This is a genomic window from Modestobacter sp. KNN46-3, from assembly GCF_011039295.1.
On sequence record NZ_JAAKGN010000029.1, the window covers coordinates 11,865 to 26,519 of the forward strand.

Below are 14,655 nucleotides of genomic sequence, written 5' to 3' on the forward strand. Positions count from 1 at the left end.
CCGTAGCCCGCCGTCCCGCCGGCACCGGCGACGGTCAGCTCAGTGCGGTCTCCGGCCGTTCACCGGCGCGCATCACGGTGCCCTGTCCGAGCACCAGGTCACCCCGCTCGGCGTCCGGTGCGTACAGCACGGCCGACTGGCCCGGGGCCACTCCGCGCTGGCGCTCCCCCAGCACGAGGCACAGCCCACCGTCGTCGGCGAGGGAGACCTCGCAGGCGACCGGCGTGGCGTGGGCGCGCAGCTGCACCTGGGCCCGGAACGGCAGGTCGGGCACCGGCCCGGTCCAGGTGGGCGTCCCGGTGCGCACCTCGTCGACCTCCGCCTGGTCCGCCGTGCCGATCGTCACGGTGCGGCTGACCGGCTCGATCCCGAGCACGTACCGCGGGCGCTGGTCACCGACGGTGACACCCAGCCCACGACGCTGGCCGATGGTGAAGCCGTGCGCGCCGGCGTGCGTCCCGACGGTCTGGCCGGTGGCGGCGTCGACGACCGGGCCGGGCTGCTCACCCAGCTTCCGGGCGAGGAAGCCGCGGGTGTCGCCGTCGGAGATGAAGCAGATGTCGTGCGAGTCCGGCTTGGTGGCCACCGCGTAGCCGCGCTCGGCCGCCAGCTCCCGCACCCGCTCCTTGGTCATCGAGCCGAGTGGGAAGACGGCGCCGGCCAACTGCTCGGCGGTGAGCACGCCGAGCACGTAGGACTGGTCCTTCGCCGGGGCGACCGAGCGACGCAGCTCGCCGTCGGCCAGCCGGGCGTGGTGCCCGGTGACGACGGCATCGAAGCCCAGCGCCCGGGCCCGGTCGAGCACGGCGGAGAACTTGATCTTCTCGTTGCAGCGCAGGCAGGGGTTCGGGGTCCGGCCGGCGGCGTACTCGGCGACGAAGTCGTCGATGACGTCCTCACGGAACCGGTCGGCCAGGTCCCAGACGTAGAACGGGATGCCCAGCTCGTCGGCGACCCGCCGGGCGTCGTGGGAGTCCTCGACGCTGCAGCACCCTCGGGCACCGCTGCGCAGCGTCTGCCGGTCGGGTGAGAGCGCCAGGTGCACGCCGGTGACGTCGTGCCCCGCCTCGACGGCGAGTGCGGCGGCGACCGCGGAGTCCACTCCCCCGCTCATGGCGGCGATCAGTCGCATCTCAGTGCCGCCCGGTCCCGGCCCGACGGGCCCGCTCCACGACCGGGCCGATCACCTCGAGCAGTGCGTCGACGTCGGCGTCGGTCGAGGTGTGCCCCAGGCTGAACCGCAGCGAGCTGCGGGCCCGGGCGGGGTCGGCGCCGGCGGCCAGCAGCACGTGGCTGGGCCGGGCGACGCCTGCGCTGCAGGCCGACCCGGTCGAGCACTCGATGCCCCGGGCGTCCAGCAGCATGAGCAGCGCGTCGCCCTCCGCACCGGGGAAGGACAGGTGTGCGTTGCCCGGGAGCCGCCCGGGACCACCGGCCACCACGTCGTCCAGCGGTGGGCCGTTGAGCTGGGCGTTGGGCACCTCGGTGACCACCCCGGCGACCAGTCGGTCGCGCAGCGCGGCCACCCGCGCCGTGCGCTCGGCCCGGTCCGCGACCGTGGCGTGGGTGGCCGCGGCCAGCCCGACGATCGCGGCGACGTCCAGGGTGCCGGACCGGACGTCGCGCTCCTGCCCGCCACCGTGCAGCAGCGGGGTGCACTCGGCGTCCCGGCGCAGCAGCAACGCACCGGCGCCCATCGGGCCACCCACCTTGTGCCCGGTCATGGTCAGGGCGTCGACGCCGCTGGCGGCGAAGTCCAGCGGCGACTGGCCGATCGCCTGCACCGCGTCGGTGTGCAACGGCACCGCGACCTCGTGGGCGACGGCGGCCAGCGCGGTCAGGTCGCTGACGGCGCCGATCTCGTTGTTCGCCCACATGACGGTGGCCAGGGCGACGTCCCCCCCGTCGCCGAGGGCGTCGGCCAGCGCGTCGGCGGTGACCCGGCCGGTCGGCTCGACCCGCAGCCAGGTGACCTCGGCGCCCTCGTGCTTCTCCAGCCACTCGACGCTGTCGAGGACGGCGTGGTGCTCGGCCGGGCTGGCCACGATCCGGCGACGTCCCTGGTCGGCGGTGCGGCGGGCCCAGTACAGCCCCTTGACCGCGAGGTTGTCCCCCTCGGTGCCACCACCGGTGAACAGCACCTCCGACGGCCGCGCCCCCAGGGCGGCGGCCAGGCGCTCCCGCGACTGCTCGGCCACCCGCCGGGCCTCGCGGCCGCTGGCGTGCAGGGAGGAGGCGTTGCCCACCCGGGCCAGCTGCTCGGTCATGGCCGCGAGCGCGACCGGCAGCATCGGGGTCGTCGCCGCGTGGTCGAGGTAGGTCATGGCAGAGCCAGCGTAGGCCTCGCCCGCCGGGGGCAACCCGATCGTGTCCGACAGGTGGAAGTGCGCACGGCCTTCCCGCCTCCTCGTGCCTGTGGCCGCGACGTGCGCCGAGCGCCGACCCGGAGGCCGGCGCCCGACGCGACGTGCTGGGGCGACCCTCCTGCGGCCCCTCGTCGCGAGGGAGCAGGAGGGTCCTCCTGCTACTTGCGGGCGCTGATCTGCTCGGTGGCCGCCGGGACGACGGTGAACAGGTCGCCCACCACGCCGAAGTCGGCGAGCTCGAAGATCGGCGCCTCGGGGTCCTTGTTCACCGCGACGATGGTCTTCGAGGTCTGCATGCCGGCCCGGTGCTGGATCGCCCCGGAGATGCCCACCGCGATGTACAGCTGCGGCGAGACCGTCTTGCCGGTCTGCCCGACCTGGAAGGAGTGCGGGTAGAAGCCGGAGTCGACGGCGGCGCGGGAGGCGCCGACGGCGCCACCGAGGGAGTCGGCCAGCCCCTCGATCACCGAGAAGTTCTCCGCACTCGCCACCCCCCGACCGCCGGAGACGACGATCGCGGCCTCGGTCAGCTCCGGGCGGTTGGACTTCTGCTCCACGACCCGGTCGAGCACCCGGGTCTGCTTGGCGGCCTCGGAGACGGCGACCTGCACCGTCTCCTCGGTGCCGGCGGCCGGGGCCGGCTCGGGGGTGACCGAGTTGCCGCGCAGGGTGTAGATCGGCGTGCCGACGGTGACCTGCGAGTGCACGATCGTCGCCCCGGCGAACGCCACCTGGGTGGCGGTGCCGTCGGCGGCGATCTCGGTGACGTCGGTCAGGAAGCCGCTGCCGGTCTTGATGGCCAGCCGGCCGGCGATCTCCTTGCCCTCCGGGGAGGACGGGATGACGACCGCGGCCGGCGACTTCTCAGCGACCAGCTGTGCCAGCACCTCGGCCTTGGGGGCCACCAGGTAGGCGTCGACGTCGTCGGACTCGGCGACGTAGACCTTCGCCGCGCCGTACTCGGCCAGCACGTCCTTGATGCCCGCGGCGGTGCCGGGGGCGCCGATGACGACGGCGGCGGGCTCACCGAGCGCACGCGCGGCGGTCAGCGCCTCCAGCGTCGACTTGCGGGGCCCACCGGCGGCGGGGTTGAGCTCGGCAAGGACCAGGACCTCTGCCATGTCTGTTCTCTCCTCAGCTCTGAGTCTTCAGCACGGTCGCAGCCGGTCAGACGATCTTCTGGGCGGCCAGGTAGCCGACCAGCTTCTCGGCACCGTCGCCCTCGTCGGCGACCTTCACGCCCTCGCCCTTGGGCGGGCGGCCGGCGAAGTCGACGACCTTGCTGGTGGCGGTGGCCAGGCCCACGGTCGACGCGTCGATGCCGAGATCGGCCAGGGTCTTGGTCTCCACCGGCTTCTTCTTGGCCGCCATGATCCCCTTGAAGGAGGGGTAGCGCGGCTCGTTGATCGTGTCCCAGGTGGAGACGATCGCCGGCAGCGGCGCCTCGACCTCCCAGTAGCCGCCGTCGGTCTGCCGCTCGATCTTGGCCATCGAGCCCTCGATCGTCAGCTTGCGGGCGCCGGACAGCTGCGGGATGCCCAGCCGCTCCGACAGCAGCGCCGGCATCACCGAGACCTGACCGTCGGTGGACTCGGCGCCGCACAGCACCAGGTCGTACTCCAGCTGCGACAGCGCGGCAGCGATGACGGCGCTGGTCTGCACGGCGCAGGAGCCGTGGATCGCCGGGTCGCTGACGTGCACGGCCTTGTCCGCGCCCATCGACAGGGCCTTGCGGATGGCGTCGGTGGCGGTGTCGGGACCGACGGTCAGGACCGTGACCTCACCGCCCTGCGCCTCCTTGACGGTGAGCGCCTCCTCGATGGCGTACTCGTCCATCTCGTTGATCACGTTGTCGGCGGTGGCCCGCGCGACGGTGTTGTCCGACGGGTCCAGCTTCCGCTCGCTGCCGGAGTCGGGGACCTGCTTGACCAGAACGACGATGTTCATCGTCAGACCAACCTCCGCGGTGGTTCGGGTGGGCGCGGGCGAGGCCCGCCTCGTGCCGATCATCGAGGCTACTTGCGGGTAACACCCGACGGGGAGGGCGGGGCCGGGTGACCCGGCTCACCCGGCGGCTGTCCACTCCCCCGTGCGGGCGAAGTGCTCGAGGACGGCGGTGTGCGGTGCGAGGTCCAGGCCCTGCGCCGTCACCCAGGCGTCGTCGTAGTAGGTGCAGGCGTAGCGCTCCCCGCCGTCGCACAACAGCGTGACCACGCTGCCCGTGCGGCCGGCGGCGAGCATCTCGGCGATGAGCCCGAACGCGCCCCACAGGTTGGTGCCGGTCGAGCCGCCGGCCCGGCGCCCGGCGACCCGCTCCAGGTGTCGCATGGCCGCCAGCGAGGCGGCGTCGGGCACGCAGACCATCCGGTCGACGATGGTCGGCACGAACGAGGGCTCCACCCGGGGCCGGCCGATGCCCTCGATCCGCGAGCCCCGCCCGGTGGTGGCCGGGTCGGCGTCCCGCCAACCGGGGAAGAACGCCGAGCCCTCCGGGTCGACGACGGCGAGCCGGGTGGGCAGCCGGCGGTACCGGACGTACCGGCCGATCGTGGCACTGGTGCCGCCGGTGCCGGCGCCGACGACGACCCACTCCGGGACGGGGTGCCGCTCCCGGCTCAGCTGCTCGAAGACCGACTCGGCGATGTTGTTGTTCCCGCGCCAGTCGGTGGCCCGCTCGGCGTTGGTGAACTGGTCGAGGTAGTGACCGCCGGTCTCCGCGGCGATCCGCCGGGCCTCGTCGTAGACGGTGCCGGCGTCGGCCACCAGGTGGCAGCGGCCCCCGTGGAACTCGATGAGGGCGATCTTCTCCGCGCTCGTCCTCGCCGGCATCACCGCGACGAAGGGCAGGCCGAGCATCCGGGCGAAGTAGGCCTCGCTGACCGCCGTCGACCCGCTGGAGGCCTCCACCACGGTGCTGCCCTCGTGCAGCTGCCCCGAGCACAGCGCGTAGAGGAACAGCGAGCGCGCCAGCCGGTGCTTGAGGCTGCCGGTGGGATGGGTCGACTCGTCCTTCAGGTACAGGTCGATGCCCCACTCCGGCGGCAGCGGGTAGACCAGCAGGTGGGTGTCGGCGGACCGGTGCGCGTCGGCCTCCACCAGCGCGACTGCCCGCTCCACCCAGGCCCGCCCGCCCGGGTCGGAGCGGTCGACGTCGGTGGGGCGCACGGCGGTCACCGGGGCATGGTGCCGCATGCCCGTCCCCGGCGGCGCCGGGTGCTCAGCGGCCGGTGAAGGTCGCCTTGCCCGGGCCGCTCTCCAGGAACGAGCGCATCCCGGTCGCCTGGTCCTCGGTGTCGAACAGCTCGGCGAACAGTCGGCTCTCCAGCTCCAGGCCGGCCGCCAGGCTGCCGTCCAGGCCCTCGTCGATGGCCCGCTTCGCGGCGGCCAGCGCCAGCGGCGGACCGGCCGCGAACTTCCGGGCCATCGCCACGGCGGTCGCGTGGACCTCGTCGTCGGGGACGACGGCGTCCGCCAGCCCCATCTCCAGTGCCTCCTCGGCGCCCACGTGCCGGCCGGTGAACACCAGGTCCTTGGCCTTGGCCGGGCCGACCAACCGGGCCAGCCGCTGGGTGCCGCCGGCGCCCGGGATCACCCCGAGCTGGATCTCCGGCTGCCCCACCTTCGCGTCGCGGCCCATGATCCGGAAGTCGGCGCACAACGCCAGCTCGTAGCCGCCGCCGAGGGCGTAGCCGGTGATCGCGGCGATCACCGGCTTCGGGATGTGGGCGACCGTGGTGAACGAGGCGGTCAGCTCCCGGCCCCAGGCGACCATGCTCGCGCCGGTCAGCTGGGACATCGCCTTGATGTCGGCCCCGGCGGCGAACACCCGCTCCCCGCCGTAGAGGACGACCGCCCGCACCTCGGGGTCCTTGCCCGCCTCCAGCGCCGCGGCCCGCACCTCCCAGTGCAGCTGCTCGTCGATCGCGTTCATCTTCGGCCGGTCGAGCCGGATGGTGCCGACGCCGTCCTCGACCTGGAGGGTGACGAACTCGGGCGCTGCCATGCGGGCCTCCGTGTGCTGCGGGACGTCGGTGTCCGGGATCGGTCGTGGGTCAGACCCTAGGTGGCGCGGCGGGCGGTGAACCGCCCGTTCTCGCGCTGCACGTCCAGCGGCAGACCGAAGGCGTCCGACAGCAGCGGCGCGGTCAGCACGTCGTCCACCGGGCCGGAGCCGACCACCTCACCACCGCGCAGCAGCAGCGCGTGGGTGTACCCCGGCGGGATCTCCTCGACGTGGTGGGTGACCAGCACCTGCGCGGGTGCGTTCGGGTCGCGGGCCAGGTCCGACAGCCGGGTGACCAGGTCCTCCCGGCCGCCCAGGTCCAGCCCGGCGCCGGGCTCGTCGAGCAGCAGCAGCTCCGGGTCGGTCATCAGTGCGCGGGCGATCTGGGTGCGCTTGCGCTCCCCCTCCGACAGCGTGCCGAAGGGGCGGTGCGCCATCCGGGCCACGCCCCACTGCTGCATCAGCAGCGCCGCGCGGGTCAGGTCGTGCACGTCGTAGCGCTCCCGCCACCGGCCGACGACGGCGTACCCGGCGCTCACCACGACGTCGCCGACCCGCTCGCCTGGGCCGATCCGCTGCGCCAGCGCCGCGCTGGTCAGCCCGATCCGCGGGCGCAGCTCGAAGACGTCGACCGCGCCGAGGGTCTCGCCGAGGATCCCCACCTCCCCACGGGTGGGGTGCAGCTGCGCGCCGACCAGTTGCAGCAGCGTCGTCTTCCCCGCCCCGTTGGGGCCCAGCAGCACCCAGCGCTCGTCGGGCCGGACGGTCCAGTCGACCGCGCGCAACAGGTGCGCCTGGCCCCGGACGACGTCCACTCCGCGGATCTCGACGACCGGCTCAGTCCACACGCCTGCCATCCAACCAACCCGCCGCGCGTCGTGGTCACCGGGTGCGGGCCCGTCGTCGGGCACGATGCCGGGGTGACCGCATGGACGAGTGACCGACCGGTCGAGGTGTGGCCCGGTTCGGCGGCGCCGCTGGGCGCCCACTGGGACGGCACGAGCACCAACTTCGCCCTGTGGTCGGCCGGCGCGTCCGCGGTCGACCTGTGCCTGTTCGACCCCGATGGCACCGAGCACCGGCAGCGGCTGCAGGAGACCACCCACCAGGTGTGGCACGGCCGGCTGCCGGGCGTGGGCCCCGGCCAGCGCTACGGCTACCGGGTGCACGGCCCGCACGACCCCGCCTCCGGCGCCCGGTACAACCCGGCGAAGCTGCTGCTGGACCCCTACGCCCGGGCCGTGGACGGCGAGCTCGTGCTGGACGACGCCCTCTTCGGCTGGTCCCCGGCCGACCCGTTCGCCGCCGACCCGACCGACTCGGCGCCGTTCGTGCCCCGTGGGGTGGTCATCCACGACTCGTTCCCCTGGGACGGCGACCGCGTGCTGCGCACCGCGTGGAGCGACACGGTCATCTACGAGGTGCACGTCAAGGGCGCCACGATGAGCCACCCCGACGTCCCCTCGGCGCTGCGCGGCACCTACGCGGGCCTGGCCCACCCGGCGTTCGTCGAGCACCTGCTGTCCCTCGGGGTGACCGCGGTCGAACTGCTGCCGGTGCACCACTTCGTCAGCGAGCCACACCTGCTCCGCCGCGGGCTGACCAACCACTGGGGCTACAACACGCTCGGCTACTTCGCCCCGCACGCGGCCTACAGCTCGGCGGGCACCGGCGGTGAGCAGGTCACCGAGTTCAAGGCGATGGTCAAGGCGATGCACGCCGCGGGCATCGAGGTGATCCTGGACGTCGTCTACAACCACACCGCCGAGGGCGACCACACCGGGCCGACCCTGTCCTTCCGCGGCATCGACAACGCCGGCTACTACCGGTTGGGCGGCCCCGGCAGCGGTGACGACCTGTCGCGCTACACCGACTACACCGGCTGCGGGAACACCCTCGACGTCCGCCGTCCCCCGGTGCTGGCGCTGCTGATGGACTCGCTGCGCTACTGGGTCACCGAGATGCACGTCGACGGCTTCCGGTTCGACCTCGCCTCCGCCCTGGCCCGGTCGATGCACGACGTCGACCGGCTGTCGGCCTTCTTCGACGTCGTGCACCAGGACCCGGTGGTCAGCACGGTGAAGCTGATCGCCGAGCCGTGGGACGTCGGCGAGGGCGGCTACCAGGTCGGCAACTTCCCGCCGCCCTGGACGGAGTGGAACGGCAAGTACCGGGACACCGTGCGCGACGTCTGGTCCGGCGCCCAGGTGGGGGTGCGCGACCTGGCCTACCGGCTCACCGGCTCCTCCGACCTGTACCGCTCCGACGGCCGGCGTCCCTTCGCCTCGGTCAACTTCGTGACCGCCCACGACGGGTTCACCCTGGCCGACCTCGTCACCTACGAGCAGAAGCGGAACGACGCCAACGGCGAGGAGAACCGGGACGGCGAGGGCCACAACCGCAACTGGAACTGCGGCGTCGAGGGCCCGACCGACGACCCCGCGGTGCGCGAGCTGCGCGCCCGGCAGGTGCGCAACCACCTGGCCACGCTGCTGCTGTCGACCGGGGTGCCGATGCTGACCGCCGGTGACGAGCTGGGGCGCACCCAGGGCGGCAACAACAACGCCTACTGCCAGGACAACGAGGTCTCCTGGCTCGACTGGGGTGCCATCGACCCCGACCTGTGGAGCTTCGTGTCCACCCTGGTCGGGCTGCGGCGCCGCTCCCCCGTGCTGCGGCAGGAGGCCTTCTTCGAGGGCACCGAGATCGCCGGCACGGGCGGCACCCGCGACCTGGCCTGGTTCGCCCCCGGCGGGCACCAGCTCACCAGCAGCGACTGGTTCGACACCGGCCTGCAGACCCTCGGGATGTACCTGGACGGCCGGGGCCTGCGGCACCGCGACGAGCGGGGGCGGCCGGTGCTCGACGACTCGTGGCTGATCTGGCTGCATGCAGGCGCCGACCCGATCGACGTCGTCCTCCCGGGCGCGCCCTGGGGCGACGGCTACGAGCTGGTGCTGGCCACCGAGTACCCGACCGGCACTCCCCCGCAGCCGACCGCGCTGCCGCCGGGCCCCGCACAGCTGCCCGGCCACTCCTCCTGGGCGATGCGGGTGGTCCGTACGCCGACGGCGCACGGCACGCCCTGACCCCTGATCAGGTCGCCTCGGGCACGCCGGCCGCCACTGCGGCGGCCAACGCGTCCCGGGGCGGGTGCCCCAGCAGGTCGGGCAGGTCGCTGCGGGTGTCGGCGAGCAGCCCGGCAGCCACCGTCGAGTAGATCGACATCAGCATCGCCGGCTGGAAGGGCAGCAGGTCCTGTCCCGCCAGCGCCGTCCGCTGCGCTGCCAGCGTGACCGGCCGGTGCTCCGCTCCCCAGGCCTGAGCCAGCTGCGCTGCGGTGAACGCCGTGGTGCCGGCCAGCTCGTAGACCCGGCCGACGTGGGCCGAAGAGTCGGCCGCGACGTCAGCCGCCACCCGGACGGCCACGTCGGCCAGGTCCTGCCGCGCCACCGCGGCGAGCGCACCCGAGCCGAACGGGGCGGCCACCACCCCGTCCTGCGGGGCGGCCAGCTGCCCGAACAGCTCGGCGTAGAGGCCGTTGCGCAGCACGGTCCAGCGCAACCCGCTGCACGCCAGCCGCCGCTCGGTCCAGCGGTGGGCCAGGGCGAACCCGAGGTGGTCCCCGGCCCCGGTCAGGCTGGTGTAGACGACGTGCCCGACCCCCTGCTCCTCGGCGGCGGTCAGCACCCGGTCGTGCCGGGTGAGGACGACGTCGTCCTCGGCGTACCCCGCCGACACGAGCACCAGGACGTCGACGCCGGCGAGGTCCAGCGTCGCCGGGTCGTCCAGGTCGAGGAGCCGGCCGGTGGGTCCGAACGCGCTGGGGGTGCGGCTGCCCGCGTGGGCCGGGAGCCCCGCAGTGACCAGGCCGGTGTGGACGCGTGAGCCGAGCTGACCGGACGCGCCGGTGACGAGCAGCATGGGATCTTCTTCCTCGAGGGGACGATGCACGACTGGCGTGATCGTCGACGGCCCACCGGGGCCGGACAAGGAGGCACTTCCATGTCAGCAGGGCACACCGGGGGAACCGACCTGCTCGACCCCTGCGGCTCTCCCACCCACCCGGACTGCGGCATCCGCGACGTCCTGGACCGGGTCGGCGACACCTGGTCGGTGCTGGTCATCGCCGAGCTCTCCGCCGGCACCCGGCGCTTCGGCGAACTGCAGCGGGCGGTCGTGGGCGTCTCCCAGCGGATGCTCACCCTGACCGTGCGGCGGCTGGAGCGCGACGGGCTGGTGACCCGGACCGTCTACCCCACGGTGCCCGCCACGGTCACCTACGAGCTGACCCAGCGCGGCCGCGAGCTCAGCGGCCTGGTGCGGGTGCTCGCGGACTGGTCGGCGAGCACCCGGGAGGCGGTCACCCGGTCGCGGGCGGAGTGGGACGCGGGCAACCCGGGGTCCGGCGTGCGCTGACGGGCGCATCCCGGCGAGGCCCCCCGCACAGGGGGCCTCGCATCACTCCGCGGCCTGCTCGAAGGTGATGACGGTCCAGCCGAGGAGCAGCCGGTCACCGTCGGCGAGCGGGTGCGGCACGCCGGGCTCCAGCTGGGTCCACTCGGTGGCCTCCGGGCCGGCGACGTGGGTGCCGTTGAGCGAGCCCAGGTCGGTCAGGGAGACCTCCCGACCGGCGCGCTGGATGGCGGCGTGGGCGGAGGAGAGCACGTTCTGGGTGTCGGCGATCGGCACCGGCCGGGCGTTGCCGGTGGTCACCAGGTCGTGGCCGTCGGGACGGCGACCGAGGACCAGGTCCTCGTCGACGTTGACGACCAGGCCGTCGTCGAAGCGCAGCACCGGCGCGGCCGGGGGCTCGGGCCGCCAGAAGGCGGTCTGCTCCCCGCCCTGACCGACCGGCTGACTGGCGACCCGACCCGAGTTGCCGAAGCCCGCGTCGGAGCCGGCGGTGAAGGACTCACCGGTGGGCAGGGAGGTGGCCGGCGGGACGGCGACGGACGGCGATGCGGGCGCCGCGAGCTGCAGCAGGGCACCGGAACCGGGCACGGTGCCCTCGACGAGGTCGAGTGCGACGCCCGGGGGCATCGCCGCGGCGGGCTGGCCCGGGCCGACGTAGAGGGTCTGCCCGAGCGCGAACCCGGAGGCCAGCGTGCAGCCGTCGACCGCCGAGCCGGAGACCGGGACGCCGTCCACGGCCGGCTGGCCCTTGCCCGACCAGAGCGCGACGCCGGCCCCGGTGCCACCGGAGGTGTCGGCGAGCACGAGGGCGAAGGACGCCGGCCCGTCGGCGAGCCGGGACACCTGACCGGCGACGGCGCCGAGCACGCGCTCGGCCCCGGGGCCGGAGACCCCCAGGCAGGCGTGCAGGGCGGCCACCAGCGCCGGTGACCCGGGGGCATCGACCCACAGCAGACCACCGCCATGGCGGGCGACGACAGAGTCTCCGGGGAGGACCTCACAGCGGTCGGGCATGACGGCCAGCCTAATGACCGCGCACGGATCCCGTGCCGCACGGGCGCGTGGCTCGCCGGGACGTCGGTCCATTGCGCACGACCCGCCCCAGCCGCCACACCCGCCGCACCCGTGTGGACACCGACCGGGGTCAGGTGACCACCACCGCCGGTTCCTCTCCTCAGGCGTTGACGACGACGCCGAGCTCGGCGGGGACCACCAGGTGTGCCGAGTGCGGGAGCACACGCACGGTGTAGCCGAACGCGCCGGTGCGGGTCAGCGGCACGGTGCCGGTGAACCAGTGCCGCGAGCCCTCCACGCCGTCGTGTCGCAGCTCCAGCGTGGTGACCTGGTGCAGGCCGTCGGCGTCGTCGACCCGGCCGTAGGCCGCCTCGACCAGCACGTCGGACGGGGCCAGCCCGGGCAGTTCCACCTCGGCCCGCAGGTCGATCCCGCCACCGATCTCCGGGGTCTCCCCCACGCCGGCCGCCTCCACGTGGGCCACCCGGACACCCGGCCAGTGCTCCAGCAGCTTCGCCCGCCAGGCCGCCTCGGCGCGGGCCGGCTCGTAGCCGCCGGCGGCCATCGAGCGGGCGGCCCCCGCAGCCGGCACGTAGAGCCGCTGCACGTAGTCCCGCACCATCCGGGTCGCCAGCACCTTCGGGCCGGTCTCCCGCAGGGTGTCGCGGACCATCTCCACCCAGCGGGTGGGGAGGCCGTCGCTGTCGACCTCGTAGAAGCGCGGGACCACCTGCCGGTCGAGGAGCTCGTAGATCGCCTGCGCCTCGACGTCGTCCCGCCGCTCCGGGTCCTCGACGCCGTCCGCGGTCGGGATGGCCCAGCCGTTCTGGCCGTCGAACCACTCGTCCCACCACCCGTCGCGGATGGAGAGGTTGAGCCCGCCGTTGAGGGCGGACTTCATCCCCGACGTGCCGCAGGCCTCCAGCGGTCGCAGCGGGTTGTTCAGCCAGACGTCGCAGCCCCAGTACAGGTAGCGGGCCATGCCGATGTCGTAGTTGGGCAGGAAGGCGATCCGGTGCCGGATCTCCGGGTCGTCGGCGAACTTCACCATCTGCTGGATCAGCTGCTTGCCGCCGTCGTCGGCCGGGTGGCTCTTGCCGGCGATGACCAGCTGGACCGGCCGCTCCTCGTCCAGCAGCAGCGCCTTGAGCCGACCCGGGTCGCGCAGCATCAGCGTCAACCGCTTGTACGAGGGCACCCGACGGGCGAATCCGATGGTCAGCACGTCGGGGTCGAACGCGGTCTCGGTCCAGCCGAGCTCGGCCTCCGCCGCCCCGCGGGACAACGCCGTGGCGCGCACCCGGCGGCGCACCTCCTCGACCAGCCGGCCGCGCAGCAGCCGTCGGGTGCGCCACAGCTCCGCGGCGGGGATCCGGTCGACGCCGTCGAAGTGCACGTCCTCGTCCACCTCGAGCGGGTCGCCCTGGCTGGTGGTCTGGGTGCCCAGCTCCACCAGCTCGCGGGCGGTCCAGGTCGGGGCGTGCACCCCGTTGGTGATCGACCCGATCGGGACGTCGTCGGGGTCGAAGCCCGGCCACAGCGGGCCGAACATGTCCCGGCTGACGTGGCCGTGCAGCTCGCTCACCCCGTTGGCCCGCTGCCCCAGCCGCAGCCCCATGTGGGCCATGTTGAACTTGCTCGGGTCGTCCTCGGCGCCCAGCGGGAGCAGCTGGTCGAGCGGGACGCCGAAGCCGGCGAAGTAGCGCTCGATCAGCGCCTTCGGGAAGCGGTCGATGCCCGCCGGCACCGGGGTGTGGGTGGTGAACACCGTGCCGCCCCGCACCGCCTGCAGCGCCTCGGGAAAGGACAGGCCGTGGGACTCGGTGAGCTCCCGGATCCGCTCGACGCCCTGGAAGCCGGCATGTCCCTCGTTGGCGTGGAAGACCTCCGGCGGCGGGGTGCCGGTCAGCGAGCAGAACGCGCGGAGGGCACGCACCCCGCCGATGCCCAGCAGCATCTCCTGGCGGAGCCGGTGGTCCTCGCCGCCGCCGTAGAGCCGGTCGGTGACCCCGCGCTCGGCCGGGCTGTTCTCCTCGATGTCACTGTCCAGCAGCAGCAGCGAGACGCGACCGACCTGGGCCCGGTAGACGTGGGCGTACAGCGTGCGCCCCTCCGGCAGCGGCACGGCGATCACCACGGCGTTGCGGTCGGCGTCCCGCACCAGCTTCAGCGGCAGGCCGTGCGGGTCCAGCGCCGGGTAGTGCTCCAGCTGCCAGCCGTCGGCGGACAGGCCCTGGGAGAAGTAGCCCGACCGGTAGAGCAGGCCCACCCCGATCAGCGGGACGCCGAGGTCCGAGGCGGCCTTGAGGTGGTCACCGGCCAGGATGCCCAGCCCGCCGGAGTACTGCGGCAGCACCTCGGTGATGCCGAACTCGGCGGAGAAGTAGGCGATGGTGGCCGGCGCCTCGGCGCCCAGGGACTGGTACCAGTGCGGCGCGTCGAGGTACTCGCGGAGGTCGTCGGCGACCGCCCTCAGCCGCTGCAGGAAGACCGGGTCGTCGGCCAGCGCGGCCAGCCGCTCGGCGCTGACCTCGCCGAGGACCCTGACCGGGTCACCACCACAGCTCGCCCACAGTTCCGGGTCCAGCGCCTCGAACAGGTCGCGGGTCTCGGGGTGCCAGGACCAGCGCAGGTTGGTGACCAGCTGCGACAGCGGCATCAGTGCCTCGGGGAGGGAGGCGCGGACGGTGAGTCTGCGGAGGGCTCGCACCTCCATGACCCTAGCGTGACGACGCTCACCTCCAGGCCGGGACGACGATCGATGTGGACCCGCCCGGGACCACTCCGACCCCACTCGTCACTCCCCCTCCCGGTTGAGCCCGTCCCCCGCCGACGTGTGCGCAGCTGATGATCTGG

At 73.8% G+C, this 14,655-nt stretch carries 12 protein-coding genes; 2 read left to right on the forward strand and 10 right to left on the reverse strand.

Features of this window, described 5'->3' with window-relative positions; translation table 11 throughout:
- Nucleotides 1–34 precede the first annotated feature (34 nt).
- The 7 genes from mnmA to G5C62_RS09075 all read right to left on the reverse strand — a co-directional run bounded on the left by mnmA (nt 35) and on the right by G5C62_RS09075 (nt 7,226).
- On the reverse strand, nt 35–1,132 hold the full coding sequence (gene mnmA, locus G5C62_RS09045) for a tRNA 2-thiouridine(34) synthase MnmA (protein WP_164700726.1): 1,098 nt from the start codon (nt 1,130–1,132) through the stop codon (nt 35–37).
- Between the two features lies 1 nt (nt 1,133).
- Entirely contained in the window at nt 1,134–2,324 is a 1,191-nt protein-coding gene (locus tag G5C62_RS09050; RefSeq protein ID WP_164700727.1) for a cysteine desulfurase family protein, read from the reverse strand.
- Nucleotides 2,325–2,524: 200 nt separating this feature from the next.
- The gene (locus tag G5C62_RS09055) at nt 2,525–3,487 is read right to left on the reverse strand and encodes an electron transfer flavoprotein subunit alpha/FixB family protein (protein WP_036340065.1); all 963 of its coding nucleotides are present in this window, start codon (nt 3,485–3,487) and stop codon (nt 2,525–2,527) included.
- 46 nt (nt 3,488–3,533) lie between these two features.
- A complete protein-coding gene (locus tag G5C62_RS09060) occupies nt 3,534–4,313 on the reverse strand; it encodes an electron transfer flavoprotein subunit beta/FixA family protein (protein ID WP_036340068.1) in 780 nt (259 codons plus the stop codon).
- A gap of 117 nt (nt 4,314–4,430) precedes the next feature.
- Nucleotides 4,431–5,540 carry a PLP-dependent cysteine synthase family protein gene (locus G5C62_RS09065; RefSeq protein WP_206330545.1) on the reverse strand — a complete coding sequence of 370 codons (1,110 nt, stop codon included), beginning with the start codon at nt 5,538–5,540 and terminating at the stop codon, nt 4,431–4,433.
- Between the two features lie 43 nt (nt 5,541–5,583).
- Complete coding sequence (locus G5C62_RS09070; RefSeq protein ID WP_036340071.1) at nt 5,584–6,369, reverse strand: enoyl-CoA hydratase/isomerase family protein; 786 nt, start codon at nt 6,367–6,369, stop codon at nt 5,584–5,586.
- A gap of 56 nt (nt 6,370–6,425) precedes the next feature.
- Nucleotides 6,426–7,226 carry an ABC transporter ATP-binding protein gene (locus G5C62_RS09075; protein WP_036340073.1) on the reverse strand — a complete coding sequence of 267 codons (801 nt, stop codon included), beginning with the start codon at nt 7,224–7,226 and terminating at the stop codon, nt 6,426–6,428.
- A gap of 63 nt (nt 7,227–7,289) precedes the next feature.
- On the opposite strand from G5C62_RS09075, the gene glgX reads away from it, so the two are divergent.
- Nucleotides 7,290–9,458, forward strand: coding sequence for a glycogen debranching protein GlgX (glgX, locus tag G5C62_RS09080; RefSeq protein WP_164700728.1), 2,169 nt, complete (start codon nt 7,290–7,292; stop codon nt 9,456–9,458).
- 7 nt (nt 9,459–9,465) lie between these two features.
- Here the strand turns inward: glgX and G5C62_RS09085 are convergent, their stop codons facing one another.
- Entirely contained in the window at nt 9,466–10,293 is an 828-nt protein-coding gene (locus G5C62_RS09085; RefSeq protein ID WP_164700729.1) for an NAD(P)H-binding protein, read from the reverse strand.
- 81 nt (nt 10,294–10,374) lie between these two features.
- On the opposite strand from G5C62_RS09085, the gene G5C62_RS09090 reads away from it, so the two are divergent.
- The gene (locus tag G5C62_RS09090; RefSeq protein ID WP_164700730.1) at nt 10,375–10,788 is read left to right on the forward strand and encodes a helix-turn-helix domain-containing protein; all 414 of its coding nucleotides are present in this window, start codon (nt 10,375–10,377) and stop codon (nt 10,786–10,788) included.
- Between the two features lie 42 nt (nt 10,789–10,830).
- Here the strand turns inward: G5C62_RS09090 and G5C62_RS09095 are convergent, their stop codons facing one another.
- Nucleotides 10,831–11,799, reverse strand: a complete 969-nt coding sequence (locus G5C62_RS09095) for an FHA domain-containing protein (protein WP_036340082.1) — start codon at nt 11,797–11,799, stop codon at nt 10,831–10,833.
- A gap of 160 nt (nt 11,800–11,959) precedes the next feature.
- Nucleotides 11,960–14,515, reverse strand: a complete 2,556-nt coding sequence (glgP, locus tag G5C62_RS09100) for an alpha-glucan family phosphorylase (protein ID WP_241175797.1) — start codon at nt 14,513–14,515, stop codon at nt 11,960–11,962.
- Nucleotides 14,516–14,655 lie beyond the last annotated feature (140 nt).

Excerpts from the sequence above, each read along its gene's own strand:
- glgP (WP_241175797.1), bottom strand. The coding sequence starts at position 14,515 with ATGGAGGTGCGAGCCCTCCGCAGACTCACCGTCCGCGCCTCCCTCCCC.
- G5C62_RS09095 (WP_036340082.1), bottom strand. The coding sequence starts at position 11,799 with ATGCCCGACCGCTGTGAGGTCCTCCCCGGAGACTCTGTCGTCGCCCGC.
- G5C62_RS09055 (WP_036340065.1), bottom strand. The coding sequence starts at position 3,487 with ATGGCAGAGGTCCTGGTCCTTGCCGAGCTCAACCCCGCCGCCGGTGGG.
- G5C62_RS09070 (WP_036340071.1), bottom strand. The coding sequence starts at position 6,369 with ATGGCAGCGCCCGAGTTCGTCACCCTCCAGGTCGAGGACGGCGTCGGC.
- G5C62_RS09085 (WP_164700729.1), bottom strand. The coding sequence starts at position 10,293 with ATGCTGCTCGTCACCGGCGCGTCCGGTCAGCTCGGCTCACGCGTCCAC.
- G5C62_RS09090 (WP_164700730.1), top strand. The coding sequence starts at position 10,375 with ATGTCAGCAGGGCACACCGGGGGAACCGACCTGCTCGACCCCTGCGGC.
- G5C62_RS09050 (WP_164700727.1), bottom strand. The coding sequence starts at position 2,324 with ATGACCTACCTCGACCACGCGGCGACGACCCCGATGCTGCCGGTCGCG.
- G5C62_RS09075 (WP_036340073.1), bottom strand. The coding sequence starts at position 7,226 with ATGGCAGGCGTGTGGACTGAGCCGGTCGTCGAGATCCGCGGAGTGGAC.
- mnmA (WP_164700726.1), bottom strand. The coding sequence starts at position 1,132 with ATGCGACTGATCGCCGCCATGAGCGGGGGAGTGGACTCCGCGGTCGCC.
- G5C62_RS09060 (WP_036340068.1), bottom strand. The coding sequence starts at position 4,313 with ATGAACATCGTCGTTCTGGTCAAGCAGGTCCCCGACTCCGGCAGCGAG.